This window comes from Caldicellulosiruptor morganii (genome assembly GCF_026810225.1).
GTDB classification, from domain to species: Bacteria; Bacillota; Thermoanaerobacteria; order Caldicellulosiruptorales; family Caldicellulosiruptoraceae; genus Caldicellulosiruptor; species Caldicellulosiruptor morganii.
In genome coordinates, this window is sequence record NZ_CP113865.1 from 1,107,092 (window position 1) to 1,127,259 (window position 20,168).

General features: G+C 33.5%; 23 protein-coding genes and 1 other RNA gene. 21 read left to right on the top strand and 3 right to left on the bottom strand.

What is annotated here, in order from left to right; all coding sequences use genetic code 11:
• The first annotated feature begins 1 nt into the window (after window position 1).
• Window positions 2–1,699, top strand: coding sequence for a sensor histidine kinase (locus OTK00_RS05365; protein ID WP_045169368.1), 1,698 nt, complete (start codon window positions 2–4; stop codon window positions 1,697–1,699).
• A gap of 51 nt (window positions 1,700–1,750) precedes the next feature.
• On the opposite strand, the gene OTK00_RS05370 is transcribed toward OTK00_RS05365, so the two are convergent.
• Both OTK00_RS05370 and OTK00_RS05375 read right to left on the bottom strand, forming a co-directional pair.
• The gene (locus tag OTK00_RS05370; protein WP_045169369.1) at window positions 1,751–2,743 is read right to left on the bottom strand and encodes an inorganic phosphate transporter; all 993 of its coding nucleotides are present in this window, start codon (window positions 2,741–2,743) and stop codon (window positions 1,751–1,753) included.
• Complete coding sequence (locus tag OTK00_RS05375; RefSeq protein WP_045169370.1) at window positions 2,736–3,362, bottom strand: DUF47 domain-containing protein; 627 nt, start codon at window positions 3,360–3,362, stop codon at window positions 2,736–2,738. The genes OTK00_RS05370 and OTK00_RS05375 overlap by 8 nt, the downstream gene beginning before the upstream one ends.
• 204 nt (window positions 3,363–3,566) lie before the next feature.
• Between OTK00_RS05375 and pstB the strand changes: the two genes are divergently transcribed.
• From pstB to murJ, 14 genes are all read left to right on the top strand, one after another.
• Window positions 3,567–4,316, top strand: a complete 750-nt coding sequence (pstB, locus tag OTK00_RS05380; RefSeq protein ID WP_045169371.1) for a phosphate ABC transporter ATP-binding protein PstB — start codon at window positions 3,567–3,569, stop codon at window positions 4,314–4,316.
• Between the two features lie 37 nt (window positions 4,317–4,353).
• Window positions 4,354–5,016 (top strand): phosphate signaling complex protein PhoU, encoded by a 663-nt coding sequence (phoU, locus tag OTK00_RS05385; protein ID WP_045169372.1) that lies wholly within the window; start codon window positions 4,354–4,356, stop codon window positions 5,014–5,016.
• 13 nt (window positions 5,017–5,029) lie between these two features.
• Window positions 5,030–5,560 carry a QueT transporter family protein gene (locus tag OTK00_RS05390; RefSeq protein WP_045169373.1) on the top strand — a complete coding sequence of 177 codons (531 nt, stop codon included), beginning with the start codon at window positions 5,030–5,032 and terminating at the stop codon, window positions 5,558–5,560.
• A gap of 135 nt (window positions 5,561–5,695) precedes the next feature.
• Complete coding sequence (locus OTK00_RS05395; RefSeq protein WP_045170158.1) at window positions 5,696–6,862, top strand: ATP phosphoribosyltransferase regulatory subunit; 1,167 nt, start codon at window positions 5,696–5,698, stop codon at window positions 6,860–6,862.
• Between the two features lie 4 nt (window positions 6,863–6,866).
• A complete protein-coding gene (hisG, locus tag OTK00_RS05400; RefSeq protein ID WP_045169374.1) occupies window positions 6,867–7,496 on the top strand; it encodes an ATP phosphoribosyltransferase in 630 nt (209 codons plus the stop codon).
• On the top strand, window positions 7,493–8,794 hold the full coding sequence (gene hisD / locus OTK00_RS05405; RefSeq protein ID WP_052670881.1) for a histidinol dehydrogenase: 1,302 nt from the start codon (window positions 7,493–7,495) through the stop codon (window positions 8,792–8,794). Before hisG ends, hisD begins: the two co-directional genes overlap by 4 nt.
• Window positions 8,781–9,836, top strand: coding sequence for a histidinol-phosphate transaminase (gene hisC, locus OTK00_RS05410; RefSeq protein WP_045169375.1), 1,056 nt, complete (start codon window positions 8,781–8,783; stop codon window positions 9,834–9,836). The genes hisD and hisC overlap by 14 nt, the downstream gene beginning before the upstream one ends.
• Window positions 9,833–10,417 carry an imidazoleglycerol-phosphate dehydratase HisB gene (gene hisB, locus OTK00_RS05415; protein WP_045169376.1) on the top strand — a complete coding sequence of 195 codons (585 nt, stop codon included), beginning with the start codon at window positions 9,833–9,835 and terminating at the stop codon, window positions 10,415–10,417. The genes hisC and hisB overlap by 4 nt, the downstream gene beginning before the upstream one ends.
• A gap of 2 nt (window positions 10,418–10,419) precedes the next feature.
• On the top strand, window positions 10,420–11,025 hold the full coding sequence (gene hisH, locus OTK00_RS05420) for an imidazole glycerol phosphate synthase subunit HisH (RefSeq protein ID WP_045169377.1): 606 nt from the start codon (window positions 10,420–10,422) through the stop codon (window positions 11,023–11,025).
• Window positions 11,022–11,732, top strand: a complete 711-nt coding sequence (gene hisA / locus OTK00_RS05425) for a 1-(5-phosphoribosyl)-5-[(5-phosphoribosylamino)methylideneamino]imidazole-4-carboxamide isomerase (RefSeq protein WP_045169378.1) — start codon at window positions 11,022–11,024, stop codon at window positions 11,730–11,732. The genes hisH and hisA overlap by 4 nt, the downstream gene beginning before the upstream one ends.
• A 29-nt stretch (window positions 11,733–11,761) precedes the next feature.
• Entirely contained in the window at window positions 11,762–12,514 is a 753-nt protein-coding gene (gene hisF / locus OTK00_RS05430; RefSeq protein ID WP_045169379.1) for an imidazole glycerol phosphate synthase subunit HisF, read from the top strand.
• Window position 12,515: 1 nt separating this feature from the next.
• Entirely contained in the window at window positions 12,516–13,133 is a 618-nt protein-coding gene (hisIE, locus tag OTK00_RS05435; protein ID WP_045169380.1) for a bifunctional phosphoribosyl-AMP cyclohydrolase/phosphoribosyl-ATP diphosphatase HisIE, read from the top strand.
• Window positions 13,134–13,232: 99 nt separating this feature from the next.
• Complete coding sequence (locus OTK00_RS05440) at window positions 13,233–14,312, top strand: mannose-1-phosphate guanylyltransferase (protein ID WP_045169381.1); 1,080 nt, start codon at window positions 13,233–13,235, stop codon at window positions 14,310–14,312.
• 21 nt (window positions 14,313–14,333) lie between these two features.
• Window positions 14,334–15,902, top strand: coding sequence for a murein biosynthesis integral membrane protein MurJ (gene murJ / locus OTK00_RS05445; RefSeq protein WP_045169382.1), 1,569 nt, complete (start codon window positions 14,334–14,336; stop codon window positions 15,900–15,902).
• Here murJ and OTK00_RS05450 read toward each other — a convergent pair.
• Window positions 15,880–16,368, bottom strand: coding sequence for a GNAT family N-acetyltransferase (locus OTK00_RS05450; RefSeq protein WP_045169383.1), 489 nt, complete (start codon window positions 16,366–16,368; stop codon window positions 15,880–15,882). The two genes, murJ and OTK00_RS05450, sit on opposite strands and share 23 nt — an antisense overlap.
• A 60-nt stretch (window positions 16,369–16,428) precedes the next feature.
• Between OTK00_RS05450 and nth the strand changes: the two genes are divergently transcribed.
• The 6 genes from nth to OTK00_RS05480 all read left to right on the top strand — a co-directional run bounded on the left by nth (window position 16,429) and on the right by OTK00_RS05480 (window position 20,150).
• Entirely contained in the window at window positions 16,429–17,070 is a 642-nt protein-coding gene (gene nth / locus OTK00_RS05455) for an endonuclease III (protein ID WP_045169384.1), read from the top strand.
• Between the two features lie 192 nt (window positions 17,071–17,262).
• Window positions 17,263–17,472: non-coding RNA, 6S RNA (gene ssrS / locus OTK00_RS05460), on the top strand.
• A 118-nt stretch (window positions 17,473–17,590) separates the two neighbouring features.
• Window positions 17,591–18,280: a tRNA threonylcarbamoyladenosine dehydratase gene (locus OTK00_RS05465; RefSeq protein WP_045170161.1), complete on the top strand. Its 690-nt coding sequence runs from the start codon at window positions 17,591–17,593 to the stop codon at window positions 18,278–18,280.
• A gap of 78 nt (window positions 18,281–18,358) precedes the next feature.
• Complete coding sequence (locus tag OTK00_RS05470; RefSeq protein ID WP_045170162.1) at window positions 18,359–18,787, top strand: DivIVA domain-containing protein; 429 nt, start codon at window positions 18,359–18,361, stop codon at window positions 18,785–18,787.
• Window positions 18,788–19,076: 289 nt separating this feature from the next.
• Window positions 19,077–19,436, top strand: a complete 360-nt coding sequence (locus tag OTK00_RS05475; protein ID WP_052670884.1) for a hypothetical protein — start codon at window positions 19,077–19,079, stop codon at window positions 19,434–19,436.
• A 69-nt stretch (window positions 19,437–19,505) separates the two neighbouring features.
• Entirely contained in the window at window positions 19,506–20,150 is a 645-nt protein-coding gene (locus OTK00_RS05480; RefSeq protein WP_045169385.1) for a single-stranded DNA-binding protein, read from the top strand.
• Window positions 20,151–20,168: the final 18 nt, after the last annotated feature.

Below are 20,168 nucleotides of genomic sequence, written 5' to 3' on the forward strand. Positions count from 1 at the left end.
AATGAGAGCAAAAATTTTGGGTTATACCATTTTGGTTATAATAATTGTAAGCATTTTGCAAGGTATCTTCTCATATGAAGTATCCAGAAACATATACCTTGAAGAAAACAAAAAACAGCTTGAAGTTATGATTGATGAGGTGGAAAGATATATAAATCAATTTGGTATTCAACTTTTGGACAGAGTATATAAGAAAGGATTTTTTAGGGTTACAATTATTGATAACACAGGGGTTGTGATTTACGATTCTGAAGCAGATAAAAATAAGATGGAAAATCATTTAAAAAGACCGGAGATTTTACAGGCAAATAAAAAGCCTGGTTTGGTGTCTTTTTCGATGCGAAAGAGCAAAACGCTGAATAAGGCTTTTCTCTATGCAGCAAAAAAAACAGAGATTCGTGGTAAGCACATATTTATTTGCGTTTCAGTCCTGCTTAACAGAGTGGATGCAATTTTCAAAAGGGCTTTAATTCAAACATTAAAGTTTGCACTTATTTGTGTGGTATTAGGATTAATTCTAATAATTGGAGTGTCGTCACTTTTATATCAACCACTTAAGAATTTAATTTCTCTTATTACACAAGCGCTGAAGAAATTTGCTATAGCTGAGCTTAAAGAAGAAGAGGATTTGAAGTGGTTAAGTCTTAGTTTTACAAGGTTATATCAACTTTTAGAAGAAAAAATTAATGAGGTTAATGCACTGAACTGTAGACTTAGTTCACTGCTCAACTCTATCGAAGTGGGAATAATCTTTTTTGATGATAAAAAGCGTATCATTATGTTTAACCGACAGGCTGAAAAAATATTTGCGACAGAGCTTAAAAATGGTAATAGTTTACTTGAATGCATCCGAATTTATGAACTTTTTGAATTTTTATACGATGAGGCAGTTTTGGAGAAAGAATTTGAGGTGGTAGTCGATGGGCAAAATAGGATTCTGAAAGTTGCTAAGAAAAAGATCAAATACGATGAGAATAAGGAAGGCATATTGCTGATTATTAATGATATTACTGTTATTAAAAAGCTTGAAAAGATGAGATCTGATTTTGTTGCAAATGTTTCACACGAACTTAAAACTCCGCTGACCTCCATTAAAGGGTTTGTGGAAACACTCAAAGATGGAACAATTGAAGACAGGGATATAGCTATGAGATTTTTAAATATAATTGAAGTTGAGGTTGAAAGACTTGTTCGTTTAATAAACGATTTGTTGTATCTTTCTGAAATAGAAAATGCAAAAATAGAAGTTAATGAAGAAGAAGTGAACATAAAAGAAATAGTGGATGAATGTATTCAGCTTTTGAAGTTTAAAGCTGAAGCTAAGGATGTAAAAGTACATGTTGATGTGGATAACAATCTCAAAATTAAAATATACAGGGACTGGTTAAAACAGCTGTTTATAAACCTGATAGACAACGCAATAACATACAATAAACAGGGTGGAGAAGTTTTTGTAAAAGTTGAAAAATCGGGAGACAAAATGGTCATAAAAATAAAAGATACTGGAATAGGTATTCCACAGAACGAAATAGATAGAATCTTTGAAAGGTTTTATAGAGTGGACAAAGGTCGATCGCGAAAAGGTGGTGGGACCGGCCTGGGACTGTCCATAGTCAAGCACATAGTTGAACTCTATAACGGAAGAATATATGTCAATAGTGAAACTGGCAAGGGAAGCGAATTTACAATTGTAATATAAAAAGGAGCTGCAGGTCAAACAGCTCCTTTTTGCAGTTTTAATCCTAAACAATTAAGTTATAATAATCCATGCAATTAAACCACCAATTAAACTGCACATCGGAATTGTCAAAATCCATGCAATAACAATGTTCTTGGCAATTCCCCACCTTACTGCTGAAAATTTTTTACATGCACCCACTCCCATAATAGAGGATGAGATTACATGTGTTGTAGAAACAGGTGCTCCAATATGTGTGGCAAACTGGATTGTAAGTGCTGCTCCTGTTTCGGCAGCAAAACCATTTATTGGAGCAAGTTTTATTATCTTTACTCCCATAGTTTTGATTATTCTCCATCCACCAAATGAAGTACCAAGTGCCATTGCAAGAGCACAGGCAAATTTTACCCAATCAGGAACCACAAATTTGTTTAAAACTCCAGCACTAACAAGTGCCATTGTAATTATCCCCATTGATTTTTGTGCATCATTTGAACCATGGCTATATGCCATCCACATTGCAGAAAATATTTGAAGTTTTGAAAAGTATCTATTTACAATATTGGGGTGAACCCTGGCAAAAACTACGTAAAGAATCATCATAAACAAATATCCAAATATAAAACCCAGAACAGGAGAAATAATCAGTGGCAATACTATTTTTTTAACAAAACCAATCCAGTTTATATCAGAAAGTAACTTTGTGGTAACAATAGCTGCACCAATCAATCCACCTATTATTGCATGTGAAGAAGATGAGGGAATTCCCCACCACCATGTGATCAAATCCCAAACAATTGCTGCTATAACAGCGGCAAGGACAAGGTACTCTGTAACAAATTTTGGGTCAACTATACCGTGTCCTATAGTCTTTGCAACTTCTGTGTTAATCATTGCACCGAAAAAGTTAAAAACTGCTGACATAAATATTGCAGCCCTTGGTGTCAGAACACGGGTTGAAACAGATGTTGCAATGGCGTTTGCAGTATCATGAAAACCATTTATAAAGTCAAATAATAAGGCCAGGATTATTATGAGAAGAAGATTTAAAGGTATACTATGCATTTTTTGTCATAACCCCTTCTATTACATTTGCAACATCTTCACAAGCATCCAAGGTATCTTCAAGAAATCCAAATATTTCTTTCCAGATTATTACTTTAATGGGCTTGTCCCTATTTTCAGAAAAAAGTTTTTTTATTACATTTCTGTAAACAATATCACCTTCATCCTCAATTCTATTCACTTCAATAATCTTCTCTTTAATAAGTTTGGTATTTTTTAAGTCTTTCAAATTTTCGACTACACTTTTTAATTCTTTTGTACAGTTTATTATCATCTCGGATAAAATTTTCGCTTCCGGTTTAATGTGGTCCACACCGTATATTTCGAATCTGTGAGCAACAGTCTCAAGTGCATCCACAATGTTGTCTATTTCCTTAATGATTGCGAACAGGTCCTCTCTGTCAAGAGGAGTAATGAAAGTTTTATTGAGAAGTTCAATTACTTGATGTGTAATATCATCACCTCTGTTCTCAGCTTTTTCAAGTTCAACAATATATTTATTCATATTTGAAAGATTATTAATAAGTTGACTCAATAACACTGCTGACTGATAGGCATTTTCAATTGCATCATTTAGAAGGACAAAAAACTGGTTTTCTTTTGGTATAATACTCCACATTCTTTCACAACCCCTTTTTAAAATTTTGTTACAGAGTCCAATTTACATAGGATGAGAGTGACAGAATAAAAGCTTTTACATCGCACAGAAAATATTATATAATATTTAACACAGTTTTAACATACATTAAATAAAATTTTAAAAGTAGAGGTGTATAATTCATAAATTGTGGTATTAAAATGGATAGGGAGAGGTTGTTTTGAAATGGTAATTATAGAGACAAAGGATTTAAATCTGTACTATGGTGACAATTATGCTCTTAAAAATGTAAACATAAAGATAAATGAGAAGTCCATAACAGCACTCATTGGTCCATCTGGCTGTGGTAAATCTACATTTTTGAGGACACTCAATCGAATGAATGACCTTATTGAGAATGTGAGAATAGAAGGAAAGGTTTATTTTGAAAATAAAGATATTTACAAAGACGTAGATGTCATCACACTCAGGAAAAAGATAGGCATGGTGTTTCAAAAACCAAATCCTTTTCCTATGAGTATATATGACAATGTAGCATATGGTCCGAGAATACATGGGATTAAGAAAAAAGAGATACTTGATGAGATTGTAGAAAGCAGTCTAAAAAAAGCCTATCTTTGGGAAGAGGTGAAAGATAGACTTAAAAAAAGTGCATTTTCTCTCTCAGGAGGTCAACAACAAAGACTTTGCATTGCAAGAGTTTTAGCAGTAGAGCCTGAGGTTATTTTACTTGATGAACCTACATCTGCGCTGGATCCAATTTCAACTTTGAAGATAGAAGAACTTTTGGAGGAGCTCAAGAAGAACTACACCATTGTAATAGTGACACACAACATGCAGCAAGCTGCAAGAATATCTGACTGGACCGGGTTTTTCTTAAATGGCGAACTCATTGAATATGATAAAACTATTACAATCTTCAACACTCCAAAAGACAAGAGAACCGAAGATTACATCACAGGTAGATTTGGATAAAAACTTATATTAACAGAATGAGAGGTGATTTTAAAAAATGACAAGACCTACTTTTGAAAATGAGCTAAAAGAAATACACCTGGACATACTAAAAATGGGGGCAATGGCAGAAGAAGCAATTGACAAGGCAATTTATGCGCTAAAAACCAAGGATATAGATCTTGCTCAAAAGATTATTGAAAATGATGACAAGATAGATGCTCTTACCGAGGAAATAGAGAAAAAGTGTGCTATTGTAATTGCTACCCAGCAGCCTCTTGCAAGCGATCTTAGACTTATCATCTCTGCAATGAGGATTGCCACCGATATTGAAAGAATTGCAGACCATGCGGAGGATATTTCACAGATAACAATTAAGCTTGCAAGTGAGGCATATATAAAACCTCTTGTTGACATTCCCAGAATGGCAGAAATAACCCGATCAATGCTAAAAGATGCCCTTGACTCTTATGTGAATTCTGATGTAGAACTTGCCAAATCTGTTGTAAAAAAGGATGACGTAGTTGACCAGATGTATCAAAACCTGATAGATGAATTAGAACAGATAATGAAGACAAATTCAGATGCTGTGCCACAGTGTATACAATTTTTGCTTGTTATAAAATATCTGGAAAGAATAGCAGATCACTCTACAAATATTGCTGAATGGGTTGTTTATAAAATAACAGGAATGCACAAACATGATTGGGAGACAAAATAGGAGGATATAGTTTATGAAAAAAATGAGTCTTCAAGTTGTTGCAAGATCAGGTATTATTGCTGCACTTTATTTTATCTTGACTTCATTTTTGCCGGCGATATCATATGGACCTGTTCAGGTAAGAGTTTCGGAGGCATTGACGCTTTTGCCGGCTTTAATGCCAGTATCTGCAACAGCCGGACTTTTTGTAGGGTGTTTTCTGGCAAACCTGTATGGAATGATGATCAGTGTAACAGGAATATATGATGTAATTTTTGGTTCCTTAGCCACTCTTGTTGCTGCTATAATAACAACCAGAATTAGAAAGAAGATACTTTTGCCTCTGCCAACTATAGTTGTAAATGCAGTGGTAGTTTCAGCTTATATATGGTATTACTTTATTGATAACCTGAAAATAGAGTGGCTGAGCCATTTAAATCCTTTTTTAAGATATCTTTTTACAGTGATATCTATTGGGACTGGTGAGGCAATTGCAACATATGCTTTGGGTCTTCCACTATTTATTGCTATTGAAAAGCAACTGAAAGGTAAAAAACTGATATGAAATTAAATATTGAGAAGGGAAAGTGGAGTGATTTTTGCTCCACTTTTTTTGTTGCATTTTTTTAATATGTATAATATAATATATCATGATATCTATTCATCACTTTATCATGATAAAGCAAAGAAGGGAAGAAAAATGAACAAAAAATTTATGGATTACTATCAATTACCAGCAATTCTCCTGGAACAAATAAGACAAAAGACTATAACCTTGTTTTCAAAGTTTGGATATCAGTTAGTAGAAACTTCTGTTTTTGAAGATTATGAGAGGTCAAAAAGTTTGGATGGACAAAATGCTATAAAATTTATGGATGCCGATGGGAGTATAATAGCATTAAGAGATGAGTTTACACCAAAAGTGGCTGAAATAGCGGCAAAAAGATCCGAGAAAGTTTACCCTATTAAATACTGTTATTTTGGAAAGGCATTTCAGTTTCTGCAATATGATGCAGGAGATTTGAGAGAATTTTTTCAGTCCGGGATAGAGAATTTTCACATATCAGACAACATTTATATAGATTTGGAGGTGTTAATTTTAGCGGTTGAGAGCCTTCTGCAACTTGGATTTGATAATTTTACAATTGATATAGGTGAAGTAAACTTTTTCAAAGGAATAGCAAATGATTATGAAATAGATGATACTTCATCTGAAATGTTGTGTAAATTAGTGGATAAAAAAGATTATATTGGGATAGAGAATTTCCTTATCAAAAAAGGCATCTCGGAAAAGGTTATAGATATTTTTAGAAGTCTTACCAGACTGTATGGGAAAAAAGATAAAATAGATGAAGCTTATAATTTTGCTAAAAATGAGATATCAAAATGTGCGATAGAAAGATTAAAAGAAATATATGAAAAAATGACCAGGTTGGGATATGAAAAATACATTTCTATAGATTTTAGCATGGTAAAACACTTGAATTACTATACTGGTATAATATTTTCTGGTTACCTTCCCAAGATGGGGTATTCGGTACTCAATGGAGGAAGATATGATAACTTATGTGAAAGATTTGGGAAAAAACTCTATGCCATTGGCTTTGCTCTCGGGGTTGACAGGTTGGTAAACTGGCTTATAAAAAACTCAAATTTAAAAATAAGCTTATACAGGTCTGCAATGTTTTATCATCAAGGTTTTTTTGAAGTGGCAGTAAAAGAACTTTTAAATCTTGAGGATGAAACTTACTTTTACAGTGAGCCGGTGGACATTCAAAAAGCTGAGGTTATTGCCAAAGGGCTCAAAATAAATGAATTTTATTATGTCTGTGAAGACGGAATAAAGAGATTCTCGGTGGAGGAATAGGGAAATGATAACAGTAGCACTGCCTAAGGGAAGATTGGCACAGGAGGCAGCAAGACTTTTTATAAATTCTTCTCTTACAACTATCGATATTATACAGGAGACAAGAAAGCTTATAATCGAAGATGAAAGTAGCAATATCCGTTTTTTGATGGTGAAACCTTTTGATGTTCCGACATATGTGGAGTATGGCATTGCTGACATGGGGATTGTAGGCAAGGATGTTTTACTTGAGCAAGGGAAAAAAGTTTATGAGCTTTTGGACTTGGGTATAGGAAAATGTTTTATTGCATTGGCAGGTCCCAAAGGTATGAAAGAAGAACTTTTGAACAAATCGGAAAAGACCATAGCGACAAAGTTTCCGAATATAACAAAAGAATATTTTGAAAATGTACTTGGTGAGGATGTTCAAATAATAAAACTAAATGGTTCGGTTGAGCTTGCACCTATTTTGGGACTCTCTGATATGATAGTTGATATTGTTGAAAGCGGAAGAACTCTTAGAGAAAATGGGCTGGAGGTATATGAAAAGTTATATGATGTAAGTGCACGTTTGATTATAAACAGAGCAAGTTTGAAACTTAAAAATAAAATAGAAGTAATTGTAAACCATTTGGAAAGGATGGTCATGCAGTGAGAATAATAGAAGAAAAAATAGAACTTGAAAAATACTTAAGGAGTATTGCTTTTACTGATTATAGAGAAATTGAGGAAATAGAAGAAAAAGTAAAAAAAATAATTACAGATGTGATTTTTAGAAAAGACGAAGCCATTTTAGAGTATACAAGACTTTTTGACTGTAAGGAGATAGAGTTTGTAGATTTAACTGTTAAAGAGGATGAGATTGAACGAGCTTATCTTGAATGTCAAGAGGAAGAACCAGAGTTTATAGAAGCATTGAAAATAGCTTATGAGAACATCTATCAGTACCATTTAAGACAGAAAGAAGAAACCTGGCTTTATGTAAAAGGTGATACTATCTTGGGGCAGATAATAAGACCTTTAGAGAAAGTTGGGATATATGTACCCGGTGGAAATGGTTCATATCCTTCAACCGTTTTGATGAATTCTATTCCTGCCAAAATAGCAGGTGTGAAAGAAATAATTATGGTAACCCCTCCGGATAAACATAAAAAAATAAATAAATACACCCTGGCAGCAGCAAAAATATGCGGTATAAATAAGATTTTTAAAGTTGGAGGAGCTCAAGCAATTGCAGCACTGGCAATAGGTACACAGCTTATCCCCAGGGTAGACAAGATTGTTGGACCGGGGAACATTTATGTGGCAATTGCCAAAAAAGTCCTTTTTGGAGTTGTAGATATTGATTCAGTTGCAGGTCCGAGCGAGGTTTTGGTTATTGCTGATAGCTCTGCAAATCCAAAGTATGTTGCAGCAGATTTATTGTCTCAGGCAGAGCATGACACAAGGGCAAAAAGTATTTTAATTACAACCTCTAAAGAGCTTGCTTTTGAGGTAGTTGAAAATATAAATGAAATGTTAAAAACAAATCCAAATCCGATAGCTTTTCAATCTATTGAAAAAAATGGTGTAGTAATAATAGTTGAGGATTTAGAAGAAGCAGCAAGCATTTCGAATATTATTTGCCCTGAACATTTGGAGCTTTGCTGTAAAAATCCTGAGGAGTTAATCTTTAAAATAAAAAATGCAGGCGCAATTTTTGTAGGAGAATTTTCACCTGAGCCAATTGGTGATTATATTGCTGGTCCAAATCATGTTTTGCCTACGTCTGGTACAGCACGATTTTTCTCACCTCTTGGCGTCTATGATTTTGTAAAAAGAGTTAGTGTAATAAAATATTCAAAAGATCAATTTTTCAAAGATGCTCCACTTGCAATTGAAGTGGCTCAAAAAGAAGGATTTTCGTTTCATGCAAATTCTTTGAAAGTGAGGTTGGAAGATGTTCAGAAGTAAACTCCAATTTTTCACAAACTATTCAACACCCGTTTTTGAGTATACTGTCAAGGCTGATGCAAATGAAAACCTTTTGGACTATCCTGAGGATCTACAGATTCTCATTGCTGACATTTTGAACAAGAGTGTGAAAGACTTATGTTTTTATCCCGAGATAAATTCTCAACCTTTAAAACAGGAGCTTGCAAAGTTTTATAACCTCAAAGAGGAAAACTTTATAATAGGAAATGGTTCGGATCAGATTATCCAGATCATTATCCAGGCTGCTTGTGATAAGGATGATTTTATCTTTACGCTCTATCCATCATTTGCTATGTATAAGATTACAGCAGATCTATTTGATGTAAATCACAGTTTTATAGACATTACTCAAAACTGGGAAATTGACGTTGAAGAGACTGTTAAAAAAATAGGGAAAAATGAAAGGATTAAAGTCATTTTTATTGATACACCGAACAATCCCACTGGTATTGCGTTAGATTATGAAAAGCTCAAGATGATTGTCAAATCATTCCCGGAGAAATTGGTTGTAATTGACAATGCATACGGTGAATATTGTGATATTGATTATCTGAGTTTAGTTCTTCAGAATGAAAATGTGATAATATTAAAAACTTTTTCTAAAATAGGATTTGCAGGAATAAGATGTGGATATGCAATTGGAAATGAAAGGATTATAGAAAATTTACACAAGGTAAAACCCCCCTATAATGTGAATATACTTTCACAGCAGATTGCGATAAGTTTATTGAAAAATTTTGATAGATTAAAAGATAATATTGACACTGTAAAAAATGAAAGATTGAGAATGGCAAATGCATTGAAAAGTTTTTACTTTGTTTTACCTTCTCAGGCAAATTTTATATCAATAGTGGATGATGAGGTGGATTATATCTTTGATTATCTGAAAGATAAGAAAATTTTAGTCAAAAAATTTGATACGGGCTTTAAAAAACTTTTAAGGATTACGTTGGGTAAGCCTGTGGACAATGATATAATATTAGAAAATCTAATCAACTACAAAAGGGGTAAACAAATATGAATGTGCGTATTGCTGAGGTCCAGAGAAAAACTAAGGAAACCGAAATCAAAATAGTCCTGAACATAGACGGACAAGGGGATTACAAAATCTCAACAGGGATAGGTTTTTTTGATCACATGCTTCAGCTATTTTCACATCATGGTAAATTTGATGTTCAGCTTGAGGCAAAAGGAGATCTTTACATCGACGACCATCATACTATTGAGGATGTTGGAATAGTTTTAGGTCAGGCATTTTTGAAAGCTCTATCCGACAAAAAGGGTATAAAGAGGTATTCCCATACAATTTTGCCTATGGATGAGGCACTTGTGATGGTTGCAATTGATATATCTGGTAGGTCTTATTTAGCTTTTGATGTTGATTTTAAACTCCCAAAACTCGGAGAAATGACTTCTCAGATGGTGGTAGAGTTTTTCAGGGCGTTTGTTTCTTCTGCCAAAGTTACTCTTCATATAAAGAAAATATCAGGTGAAAATGACCATCATATCTGTGAAGCTATTTTTAAAGCTTTTGGCAGGGTTTTGAAAGATGCATGTACTGTTGTGGATGATAAAATACCATCATCAAAAGGAGTGCTGTGAGTTTGAAAAGGATATGTATAATAGACTATGGAATGGGTAACCTGAGAAGTGTAGGGAAAGCATTTGAGTATCTGGGATTTGCTCCTATTATTACATCAAACAAAGAGGAAATTGAAAGGTATGATGCAATAGTTTTGCCAGGAGTTGGTGCTTTTGATGTGGCTTACAAGAATCTTGAAAAGTTGGGTTTAATTGAAGTTTTAAAAAAAAGATTAAATGAGGTAATTTTTCTTGGCATATGTTTGGGATATCAATTGCTTTATGACTTTAGTGAAGAGGGGAATTGTGAGGGGCTAAAAGTATTAAGAGGAGATGTAAGAAAGTTTCCACAAAAGCAAAATATCAAAATTCCTCATATGGGATGGAATAAAATAAAAGTGAGGGGGACATCCAGGCTCTTGAAAGGCCTGGATGGGCAATATGTTTATTTTGTTCACTCATTCTATGTTGATAACAAAAACAAGGAGATTGTTTCATCTACGTGTGAACATGGAATAGAATTCGACTCTTCTATAGAAATGGGAAATATTTTTGCAACCCAGTTTCATCCAGAAAAAAGTGGTGAAGTGGGACTTGAAATTTTAAAAAATTTTGGGGGATTGATATGATTATAATACCTGCAATAGATATAATTGGTGGTAGATGTGTAAGACTTTCTCAGGGAGACTATAATAAAATACAGGAATATAGCTCAGACCCTGTGCAGCAGGCAATTTTCTTTGAAAAAGAAGGTGCTAAATACCTTCACGTGGTTGACTTGGAAGGAGCAAAGGCAGGCAACCCGGCTAACTTTGAAGTTATAAGGAGGATAAAACAAAGTACAAATTTGACTGTACAATGCGGTGGCGGCATAAGAGATGAAGCGACTATAAGCAATTATCTGCTGGCTGGAATTAATTACATTATTCTGGGTTCCATTATTTTTAAAAACCCTGAATTTGTTAAAAATGCACTTAAAAAATATGGAAGTGAAAGGTTTATAGCTTCACTTGACTTTGAAGATGGATTTTTGAAACTTTCTGGCTGGCAGGAGTCGACAAAAATTTCGGTAAAAGAAGGGATTGTTCATATTAAAAATCTTGGTTTTCAAAGGCTCATATACACCGATATAAAAACAGATGGAATGTTAAAAGGTCATAACTTTGAGGCAGCAAGTTATATTCGAAGGTTATTCGATGGATTTTTGATCTCGTCAGGTGGGATTTCCTCGAAAGATGATATTTTGCGACTAAAGGATATAGGCACAGATGCTGTAATTATTGGCAAGGCTCTTTATACAGGTCATATTAGTCTAAAAGAAGTGATAAATATATAAAAACCGGTAATAGAAGGAGAAGATGACTTATGGTTGCCAAAAGAATTATCCCATGTCTTGATGTTGACAGGGGAAGAGTGGTAAAAGGTATAAACTTTTTAAACCTTGTTGATGCAGGTGACCCTGTTGAATGTGCTCAAAAATATAATCAGCTCGGTGCAGATGAGCTTGTATTTTTAGATATTACTGCCTCATATGAAGAGAGAAATATAATGCTTGAAGTTGTGAAGAAGGTTGCTGAGAGGGTATTCATTCCCTTTACAGTAGGTGGTGGTATAAGAGACATAGAGGATATACGAAATCTGCTGCTTGCCGGAGCTGATAAAGTATCAATAAATTCAGCAGCGGTAAAGAATCCTGATTTGATAGAAAAATCTGCTAAAATTTTTGGTTCTCAATGTATCGTTGTTGCAATAGATGCAAAGAAACACAGAGATGGCTTTCACGTATATATAAACGGTGGTAGGGTTGATACAGGACTTGATGCCATAAAGTGGGCAAAAGAGGTTGAAAAAAGAGGAGCAGGTGAGATACTTTTGACCTCAATGGACAGAGATGGTACAAAAGCTGGTTATGATTTAGAATTAACCCGGGCTGTATGTTCTGAGGTCAATATTCCTGTAATTGCATCAGGCGGTGCTGGTAATTATGATCATTTCCTGGAAGTTTTTAAGGTAGGTGCTGATGCAGCATTGGCTGCCTCGGTTTTTCATTTTGGTGAAATTTTGATTGGTGATTTAAAGCAGTTTTTGAAAAATCATAATATTGAGGTGAGAACATAAAATGTTGGATCTATCGTTAATCAAGTTTGACCAAAACGGGCTTATTCCAGTTGTTGTTCAGGATATTAGAACAAACGAGGTTTTGATGTTGGCATACATGAATCAAGAAAGCATAAAACTTACACTTGAAACTGGATATATGCATTATTTTAGTAGAAGTAGAAACAAGATATGGAAAAAGGGAGAGACATCAGGGAATTTCCAGAAGGTAAGATCATTGTATGTTGATTGCGACGGGGATGCCATATTAGCAATTGTTGAACAAACAGGGGTTGCGTGCCATACGGGCAATAAAAGCTGCTTCTTTACAAATTTTTTTGGTCAGGATAAAAAAAGCGAGGTTGATATTCTTTTTAGACTAATTGAGACAATAAATGATAGAAAGAGAAATAAAATAGAAGGATCATATACATGTTATTTGTTTGAAAAAGGTCTTGACAAGATACTCAAGAAAGTAGGAGAAGAGGCTACTGAGGTTGTAATTGGTGCAAAAAATGAATCAAAACAAGAAATAATATATGAAATAAGTGATCTTGTTTATCACTTGAGCGTTCTGCTTTCATATTTTGATTTAGATTGGACAGAGATATTCAAGAGTTTAGAAGAAAGAAGAAAATAAAAGCTTTTTTTGAGATTTTCCTGTTTAAAAGCTGAAAAATATTGTATAATATAAATGTTGACAACTTTATTACTTCAGTTGACAGGGAGGGGTTTAAGAATGCAAAAGTTTGCAGTGGTTATGGCAGGTGGCGGCGGTACACGGTTCTGGCCATTATCGAGAAGTTCATCGCCCAAGCAGTTTTTAAACCTCTCTGGGAATGACATATTAATCAACGAAACTATTGATAGAATTTCCAAGGTAATTCCAAAACAGAATATATTCATTGTAACAAATATAAATCAGAAGGAAATGATAGAAAAGGTTTTAGACAGCGAGATTAACAGGAATAATATCATCTATGAACCGATTGGCAGAAATACAGCTGCTTGTATTTTATACGCAGCACTCAAGATTAAAAAGTTACATGAAGATGGAATAATGTGTGTGTTTCCTTCTGACCATTATATAAAAGACAATGAAGGTTTTGCTGAAGTTCTAAATACCTGTATTGAGATTGCAGAAAAGTCTGATAAACTGATAACAATTGGAATAAATCCAACCTTCCCTTCAACTGGATATGGATATATTAAATTTGATAAAGATTCACATGACAAGTATGATAATAAAGCTTATGACGTTTTGGAATTTGTTGAAAAACCCTCATTTGACAGGGCGAAAGCTTATATAAAAAGCGGTAATTATCTTTGGAACAGTGGTATGTTTGTATGGAGGCTTGATACAATTATCCAAAACTTTAATAGATTTTTACCGAGGATATACAATAAGTTTTATTCTGTCTATGAGTATCTATGGACAGAAGAAGAATTCAGATATGTGAGTGATATATATCCAGTCTTGCAGGATATCTCTATTGACTATGGTATAATGGAAAGAGCTGATGAAGTTGTTGTTGTGCCAGGAGATTTTGGATGGAATGATGTGGGTTCATGGGATTCATTGGGAGCAATTTTCCCGCCAGATGATGATGGTAATATTATAAAAGCACTTCATGTTGGTATAGATACACGTGACTGTATAATTTATGGCAATAACAGGCTTATTGCTACAATAAATGTATCGGATGTTATCATTGCAGAGACAGAGGATGCTGTTTTGGTCTGTGCTAAAAATAGAGCTCAGGATGTTAAAAAGATTGTCGAAATGCTAAAAGAAAAGAAGTTGGACAAGTTTATATAAAGTTGGGAAAGGCGGTCTTGAATGGACAATACAAAAAGGATTACAAAAGCTACTTTTTTAGTAGTATTAGCAACAATACTTTCTAAAATATTTGGATTTTTGCGCGAGGTTGTTTTAGGCGCATTTTATGGAACAAGCTACAAATTGGATGCTTTAATTTCTGCCCAGCTGTTGCCGGGCGTTTTTTTTGCAAGTATTCTGGCTTCTTTTTCAACAACTTTTATTCCTATATATAATGAAATAGTTGTAAAAGCAGGCAAACAAAAGGCAAATAAATTTGTAAATAAGTCTCTTTTTTTAATTTCAATTTGTGCTCTTTTTATTGCAATTCTGGGTTGTATATTTTCACCTTTTATAGTTGATTTAATATTCAAAGGTTTTGATTTGCAAAGAAAAGCGCTTACCTCTTCTCTTATGCAAATAACATTTTTTTATATAATCTTTTTGGGAGCGAATTATATCTTTCAGGCTTTTCTGCAGTCAAATGAGAATTTTATTGTTCCAGTATTGGTAGGGCTTCCATTTAATGCAATAATTATTTTTTCAGTCTTTTTCAAAAAATTCTTTGATATTTATGCTGTTGCGATTGCTTTTGTTTTAGGATATTTTTCAATGGTTATATTTCAAATTCCGTTTGCCAGAAAAAAAGGCTTCAAGTTGGAACTTGATTTCAATGTAAAGGACGAGTACATACAGAAGATGTTTAGACTTGTGTTACCGGTTTTTGTAGGTTCTTCTGTGATCTCATTAAATTCTTTTGTAGATAGATATTTGGCTTCGTATTTACAGCAAGGTAGCATTTCTGCTTTAAACTATGCTGAGAAGCTAAACGGACTGGTTTATGGCATTTTCAGTGCTTCGATATCGACGGTGATTTACCCGTATCTGTCAAGATTTTTTTCAACCGATAAAAAAGAAGAATTTAAAAGGTATTTAAAGCTCTCAATCAACTCCCTTATTTTAATAATGGTTCCAATAACATTTGGAATTTTGGTTCTAAGTACTGAGATAGTCCAGGTAGTCTATGAAAGAGGAGCATTTGATAAAAAGTCCACATACCTTACAAGTGGTGCTCTTATGTTTTTTTCCTTGGGGTATTTAGGCTATGCAGTGAGAGATGTACTTAGCAGAACATTTTATTCAATTCAGGATACATTAACACCTATGAAAAACGGAATAATTGCTGTTTTTGTAAATATTGGACTGAACATAGTTCTTGTCAGATTTTTGCAGCACAGAGGTTTAGCACTGGGTACGAGCATAGTTGCCTATGTTTCTGTTTTTTTACTTTTAAGAAGTTTGGTTGTGAAAATAGGAAAAATAGAATTCAAAAACTCATTTGTTGTGCTTTTAAAATCAATTTTTGCTTCAATATGTATGGTATTGACCATGATGATTGCTAAAAAGTTTATTAATATACAGACATCATATATATTTTTAACACGTACAATTAACTTGGCAATCAAGATATTTTGCGGAATTATTTCATACTCAATAGTAATTTATATTTTGAAAGTTAATGAAATCAAATGGTTGTTTGAAAACTCAAAAATTGCAATAAGCAAAATCATAAAGTTAAATGCAAAATGATTATACTTAAGTATCTACCGAATTTATAGCCCACATGTTTCAGCATTCCAACTTCTGTAAATCCTAAAGATTTGTGAAGATTGAGGCTTGGCTGGTTTTCTGCACAGATTTTGGCAATTATATTTTTGATTTGGTCTTCTTTTGCTTTTTCAATTAAAAATTTCAAAAGCATTTTTCCTATACCTCTTCCTCTGTAAAGATAGTGTATATAAAGAGAATCTTCAACAGTAAGGGAATATCCTTCTTTTTCTGAAAAGGGGGAAAGGTATCCGTATCCAATTATAAGTTTTGAATTGTTCTCAACTACATAAATTGGATTTTTAGGACCGTGCCTATCGAAAATTTTTAAAAAATCTTCGGTGGATTTGGGTCTTATGTCAAATGTTGAAGTTGAGTTTAAGACCTCATAATTATAGATTGATAAAATTTGCGGTATGTCAGAAATTGTAGCTTTTCTTATAACCATTTAAGATCAATGCCTCCTTTGCGATTATTTTAATTTTTTTAAAAAAGGAGTGAGTAAAAGATTACAAAAACACAAAAGGCGATATATGTAGTAGAGAAACTTTTAAAGTTGTACCCTGACCCAAAGTGTACTTTAAAATATAATAAACCATATGAGCTTTTAATAGCAACAATTTTAGCCGCGCAAAGTACAGATGAACGTGTGAATAAGATAACTCCCAAACTCTTTAAAAAATATCCTTCTCTTGAACATATCGCCAATGCTGATTTGGAAGAGTTAGAAGAAGATATAAAATCTGTAGGATTTTATAAGAATAAAGCAAAGAATATAAAAGAAACAGCAAAGCTTCTTCTTGAAAAGTACAATGGTATGTTGCCGGATAATATTGAGGAATTAACAACCCTAAAAGGTGTTGGGAGAAAAACTGCAAATGTTGTAATGGCTAACATCTATGGAGTACCCTCTGTAATTGTTGATACTCATTGTATGAGACTTTCAAACAGAATTGGTTTTGTAAGCAGTAAAGATCCTGATAAAATAGAAATTGAACTAAGAAAAATAGTTCCCCGGGATATGTACACTGTATTTAGTAATCTCATGGTTTATCATGGGAGAGCTGTATGCAAAGCAAGAAAACCAAAGTGCAATGAGTGCGTTATAAATAATGTGTGTGACTTTTACAGTTCTCAAAGTGATTTATGAACCGTTTTTTGAAATTTGTGAGGTAATATTGGAAATAATGAATAATAAGTTAGAATCAAAATGCAATAAGTGAGGAATTTTTTAACAAAATTTTCCTATAAACTCTTGACACTATCCAAAAAAAAAGTTAATATGTTGAAAACTCAAGTAATCTGTGATATACTTAAATTAGAAAATGAAGTAGCCCGAAAAGGAACTCTGCCGTGTACGTTACGAGATGGTGAAGTTCCAGGCCAACACCATCATAAAAGGGAATCCGGAGTCCAATAGTGGCGCATAGGCTTCCCACCCAGGGCTTTTGCTTGGGTGATAAACAGGAAGTAATGCAAAGCTATTGGCAGGATACCCACCTGCTGAGGCAGGGTCTGGGAAACTCCCTGAGGACGGCATGGTGGAGTTCCTGGTAAAAAGACTGCAAAAGGCCCATAAAGTTTAAATGGGTCTTTTATTTTTTGTGCTCTTGAATTTAAATGAAAGGGGAGTTAATGTGGATACAACTGATATATTTCAAAGAACTATAATGCTGATAGGACAGGAAGAGTTTGAAAGGTTATCAAGGGTATGTATTGCTGTATGTGGACTTGGTGGGGTTGGAAGCTTTGCGTTTGAAGCACTTGTAAGATGCGGAATACAAAATTTTGTTATAATAGACAGAGATAATGTGTCAGTTTCAAATTTGAACAGACAGTTAATAGCTACTATGTCTAATATAGGAAAATCAAAGGTTGATGTCTCTTGCAACAGAGCTTTGGATATAAATCCTTTTGTGAATGTAGTTAAAGTAAAAGAGGAAATTACTCCTGATAATGTTGAAAAATTGTTTGGTGATATTAAGGTAGATTATATAGTTGATGCGATTGATGATGTACCCGCAAAGATTGCACTAATAAAATTCGCAACTTCAAGAGGGATTGGAATAATAAGCAGTATGGGAATGGGTAACAGGCTAAATCCAACTTTGTTGAGGATCGCAGATATATACTCTACCAGGAACTGTCCACTTGCTAAGAAGATAAGGAATATACTCAGAAAAGAGGGAATAGCAAAATTAAAAGTGGTCTACTCAGAGGAAAAGCCAATCAAGCCAGATCATAGATTTTTAAAAGAAGAGACACAAAAAAGGCATGTTCCTGGAAGCATTTCATTTGTCCCACCTGTTGCAGGATTTTTAATGGCTTATGAGGTTGTGAAAGATATATTGGGATGGTAGAAAAATTGCTATACAATTGGATGTTTATTTATGTTAAAATATCAAAAAAAGACTGATAAACGGAGGATATGTTTGGCAATGAGTACATATAAATTTGCAAGAACATTTAGAGGATTTAAGCCCAGTTCTGTAATTGAATATATCAGCAACCTTGAGAGGACATATGAAAAAGAAATAAAAGAAAAACAGGAAACAATTTCAGAACTTCAGAGAGAGAATGAGGAGTTAAAAAAGAAACTCAGCAAGCTTGAAGAAGAATTTTCAAAATTAAATGATCAAAAAATTAAGATTGCAGAACTGTTAATTATAGCACAAGAGAAAGCAGAAAGTATTGTTTCCAAGGCTATAGAAGAAGGGGAGAATAAGAAAAAAGCATTGCTTGAGGAGATTGAACAGCATGAAAAAACATTGCAAAGTTTGAAAGAAGAGATTAGGAGAATAAAAAGTGAACTTCAGCTGGTAATAAACAGGTTTGAAAATGAAGCAAAAGAGGAGAGTTTGAATTAAAATTCTCTCCTCTTTTTGCATATTGTTTTTTTTACTTTTATTGACCGATGAGAGGGTATAACAAAGTTGTACGTGTTATCTGATAGAGAGCAGTTAAAAAAGATATTTAAAGATAACTTTGTTGATGCTATTAAAAAAAGGGTAAAAAAATATTAGAAGTAGATTTAGAAAAAAAAACAGAACAAAAAAAGAACATCTTATATTTCTGGAATCTCAGCTTGAATCACTTTTTGATTATATCATTCTGTATTCAGATTGTCCAGATAATCTTGTGAGGTTTTGTAATTTAGTGATGGTTTTGCAAAATGAACTTGGGAATGGTTTAAAAAAGGTTTTAGAAAAGAAGCACCTGATTATACTATTTTTAGATAATGCTATTTATAGAAATCTCAATGAGATCAGTTCAAAGGTTATAGATGTGGGATTTTCACCTCAAAATACTGTAAATATTACTCACTTAGTTCTTGAAAGTAACAGTAAAATTACTTTAAACTTGTTTTTTCAAAGAACTGTTGAAGATATTGAAGGAAATCTTGTGGTTGAAAAAGAGGTTAAAGAAGAAAGTATGTACTGTACTTCAATGGAACCTGATCTTTTGTATGTTTATCCTCTCATTGCTACATTAAAAGTACTGTTTCAGTTAATTTAAAAGTCTAAAAACACAAATTTTTGAATAGGATAAAAATAAACAGAAAAAATACGAAAGGATGGTATTGCCATGCCTCAAAATCCTTTGGATAACAATAAAGTTTACCTGTGCGGCAAAGTTATAACTCCTTTTGCTTTTAGTCACGAAAGTTTTGGTGAAAAGTTTTTTACTTTCAAACTTGAAGTGCCAAGACTTTCTCAGCAGAAGGATATATTAATCATAACTGTATCTGACAGACTTTTGATAAATATTAATCTCGATGAAGGGAGCCTCATAGAAGTAATTGGTCAATTTAGATCTTACAATAATCCATCAAATGTGGGCAACAGGCTTATTCTCACCGTCTTTGCAAGAGATATAAAAAATATAGAAAATGTTGATCCTGCTAAGAATATTAATGAAATATTTTTAAATGGCTATGTTTGTAAAAAACCTCAATATCGAACTACTCCATTGGGAAGAGAAATAACAGACATATTGCTGGCTGTAAACAGACTTTATGGAAAATCCGATTATATTCCCTGTATTGCATGGGGTAGAAACGCAAGATATGCAAGTACTTTCCAAATAGGAGATAATATAAAGGTGTGGGGAAGGGTACAAAGCAGAGACTATCAAAAAAGGTTAGAGAATGGCGAAATTGAAACAAGAACTGCATACGAGGTGTCAATTTTCAAGCTTGAGAAGGTTGAAAGTGACCAGTCAAAAAGCTAAATTTCCTTTAAAAAGATT

Excerpts from the sequence above, each read along its gene's own strand:
- OTK00_RS05365 (WP_045169368.1), top strand. The coding sequence starts at position 2 with ATGAGAGCAAAAATTTTGGGTTATACCATTTTGGTTATAATAATTGTA.
- OTK00_RS05370 (WP_045169369.1), bottom strand. The coding sequence starts at position 2,743 with ATGCATAGTATACCTTTAAATCTTCTTCTCATAATAATCCTGGCCTTA.
- OTK00_RS05375 (WP_045169370.1), bottom strand. The coding sequence starts at position 3,362 with ATGTGGAGTATTATACCAAAAGAAAACCAGTTTTTTGTCCTTCTAAAT.
- pstB (WP_045169371.1), top strand. The coding sequence starts at position 3,567 with ATGGTAATTATAGAGACAAAGGATTTAAATCTGTACTATGGTGACAAT.
- phoU (WP_045169372.1), top strand. The coding sequence starts at position 4,354 with ATGACAAGACCTACTTTTGAAAATGAGCTAAAAGAAATACACCTGGAC.
- OTK00_RS05390 (WP_045169373.1), top strand. The coding sequence starts at position 5,030 with ATGAAAAAAATGAGTCTTCAAGTTGTTGCAAGATCAGGTATTATTGCT.
- OTK00_RS05395 (WP_045170158.1), top strand. The coding sequence starts at position 5,696 with ATGAACAAAAAATTTATGGATTACTATCAATTACCAGCAATTCTCCTG.
- hisG (WP_045169374.1), top strand. The coding sequence starts at position 6,867 with ATGATAACAGTAGCACTGCCTAAGGGAAGATTGGCACAGGAGGCAGCA.
- hisC (WP_045169375.1), top strand. The coding sequence starts at position 8,781 with ATGTTCAGAAGTAAACTCCAATTTTTCACAAACTATTCAACACCCGTT.
- hisB (WP_045169376.1), top strand. The coding sequence starts at position 9,833 with ATGAATGTGCGTATTGCTGAGGTCCAGAGAAAAACTAAGGAAACCGAA.
- hisA (WP_045169378.1), top strand. The coding sequence starts at position 11,022 with ATGATTATAATACCTGCAATAGATATAATTGGTGGTAGATGTGTAAGA.
- hisF (WP_045169379.1), top strand. The coding sequence starts at position 11,762 with ATGGTTGCCAAAAGAATTATCCCATGTCTTGATGTTGACAGGGGAAGA.
- hisIE (WP_045169380.1), top strand. The coding sequence starts at position 12,516 with ATGTTGGATCTATCGTTAATCAAGTTTGACCAAAACGGGCTTATTCCA.
- OTK00_RS05440 (WP_045169381.1), top strand. The coding sequence starts at position 13,233 with ATGCAAAAGTTTGCAGTGGTTATGGCAGGTGGCGGCGGTACACGGTTC.
- murJ (WP_045169382.1), top strand. The coding sequence starts at position 14,334 with ATGGACAATACAAAAAGGATTACAAAAGCTACTTTTTTAGTAGTATTA.
- OTK00_RS05450 (WP_045169383.1), bottom strand. The coding sequence starts at position 16,368 with ATGGTTATAAGAAAAGCTACAATTTCTGACATACCGCAAATTTTATCA.
- OTK00_RS05465 (WP_045170161.1), top strand. The coding sequence starts at position 17,591 with ATGCTGATAGGACAGGAAGAGTTTGAAAGGTTATCAAGGGTATGTATT.
- OTK00_RS05470 (WP_045170162.1), top strand. The coding sequence starts at position 18,359 with ATGAGTACATATAAATTTGCAAGAACATTTAGAGGATTTAAGCCCAGT.
- OTK00_RS05480 (WP_045169385.1), top strand. The coding sequence starts at position 19,506 with ATGCCTCAAAATCCTTTGGATAACAATAAAGTTTACCTGTGCGGCAAA.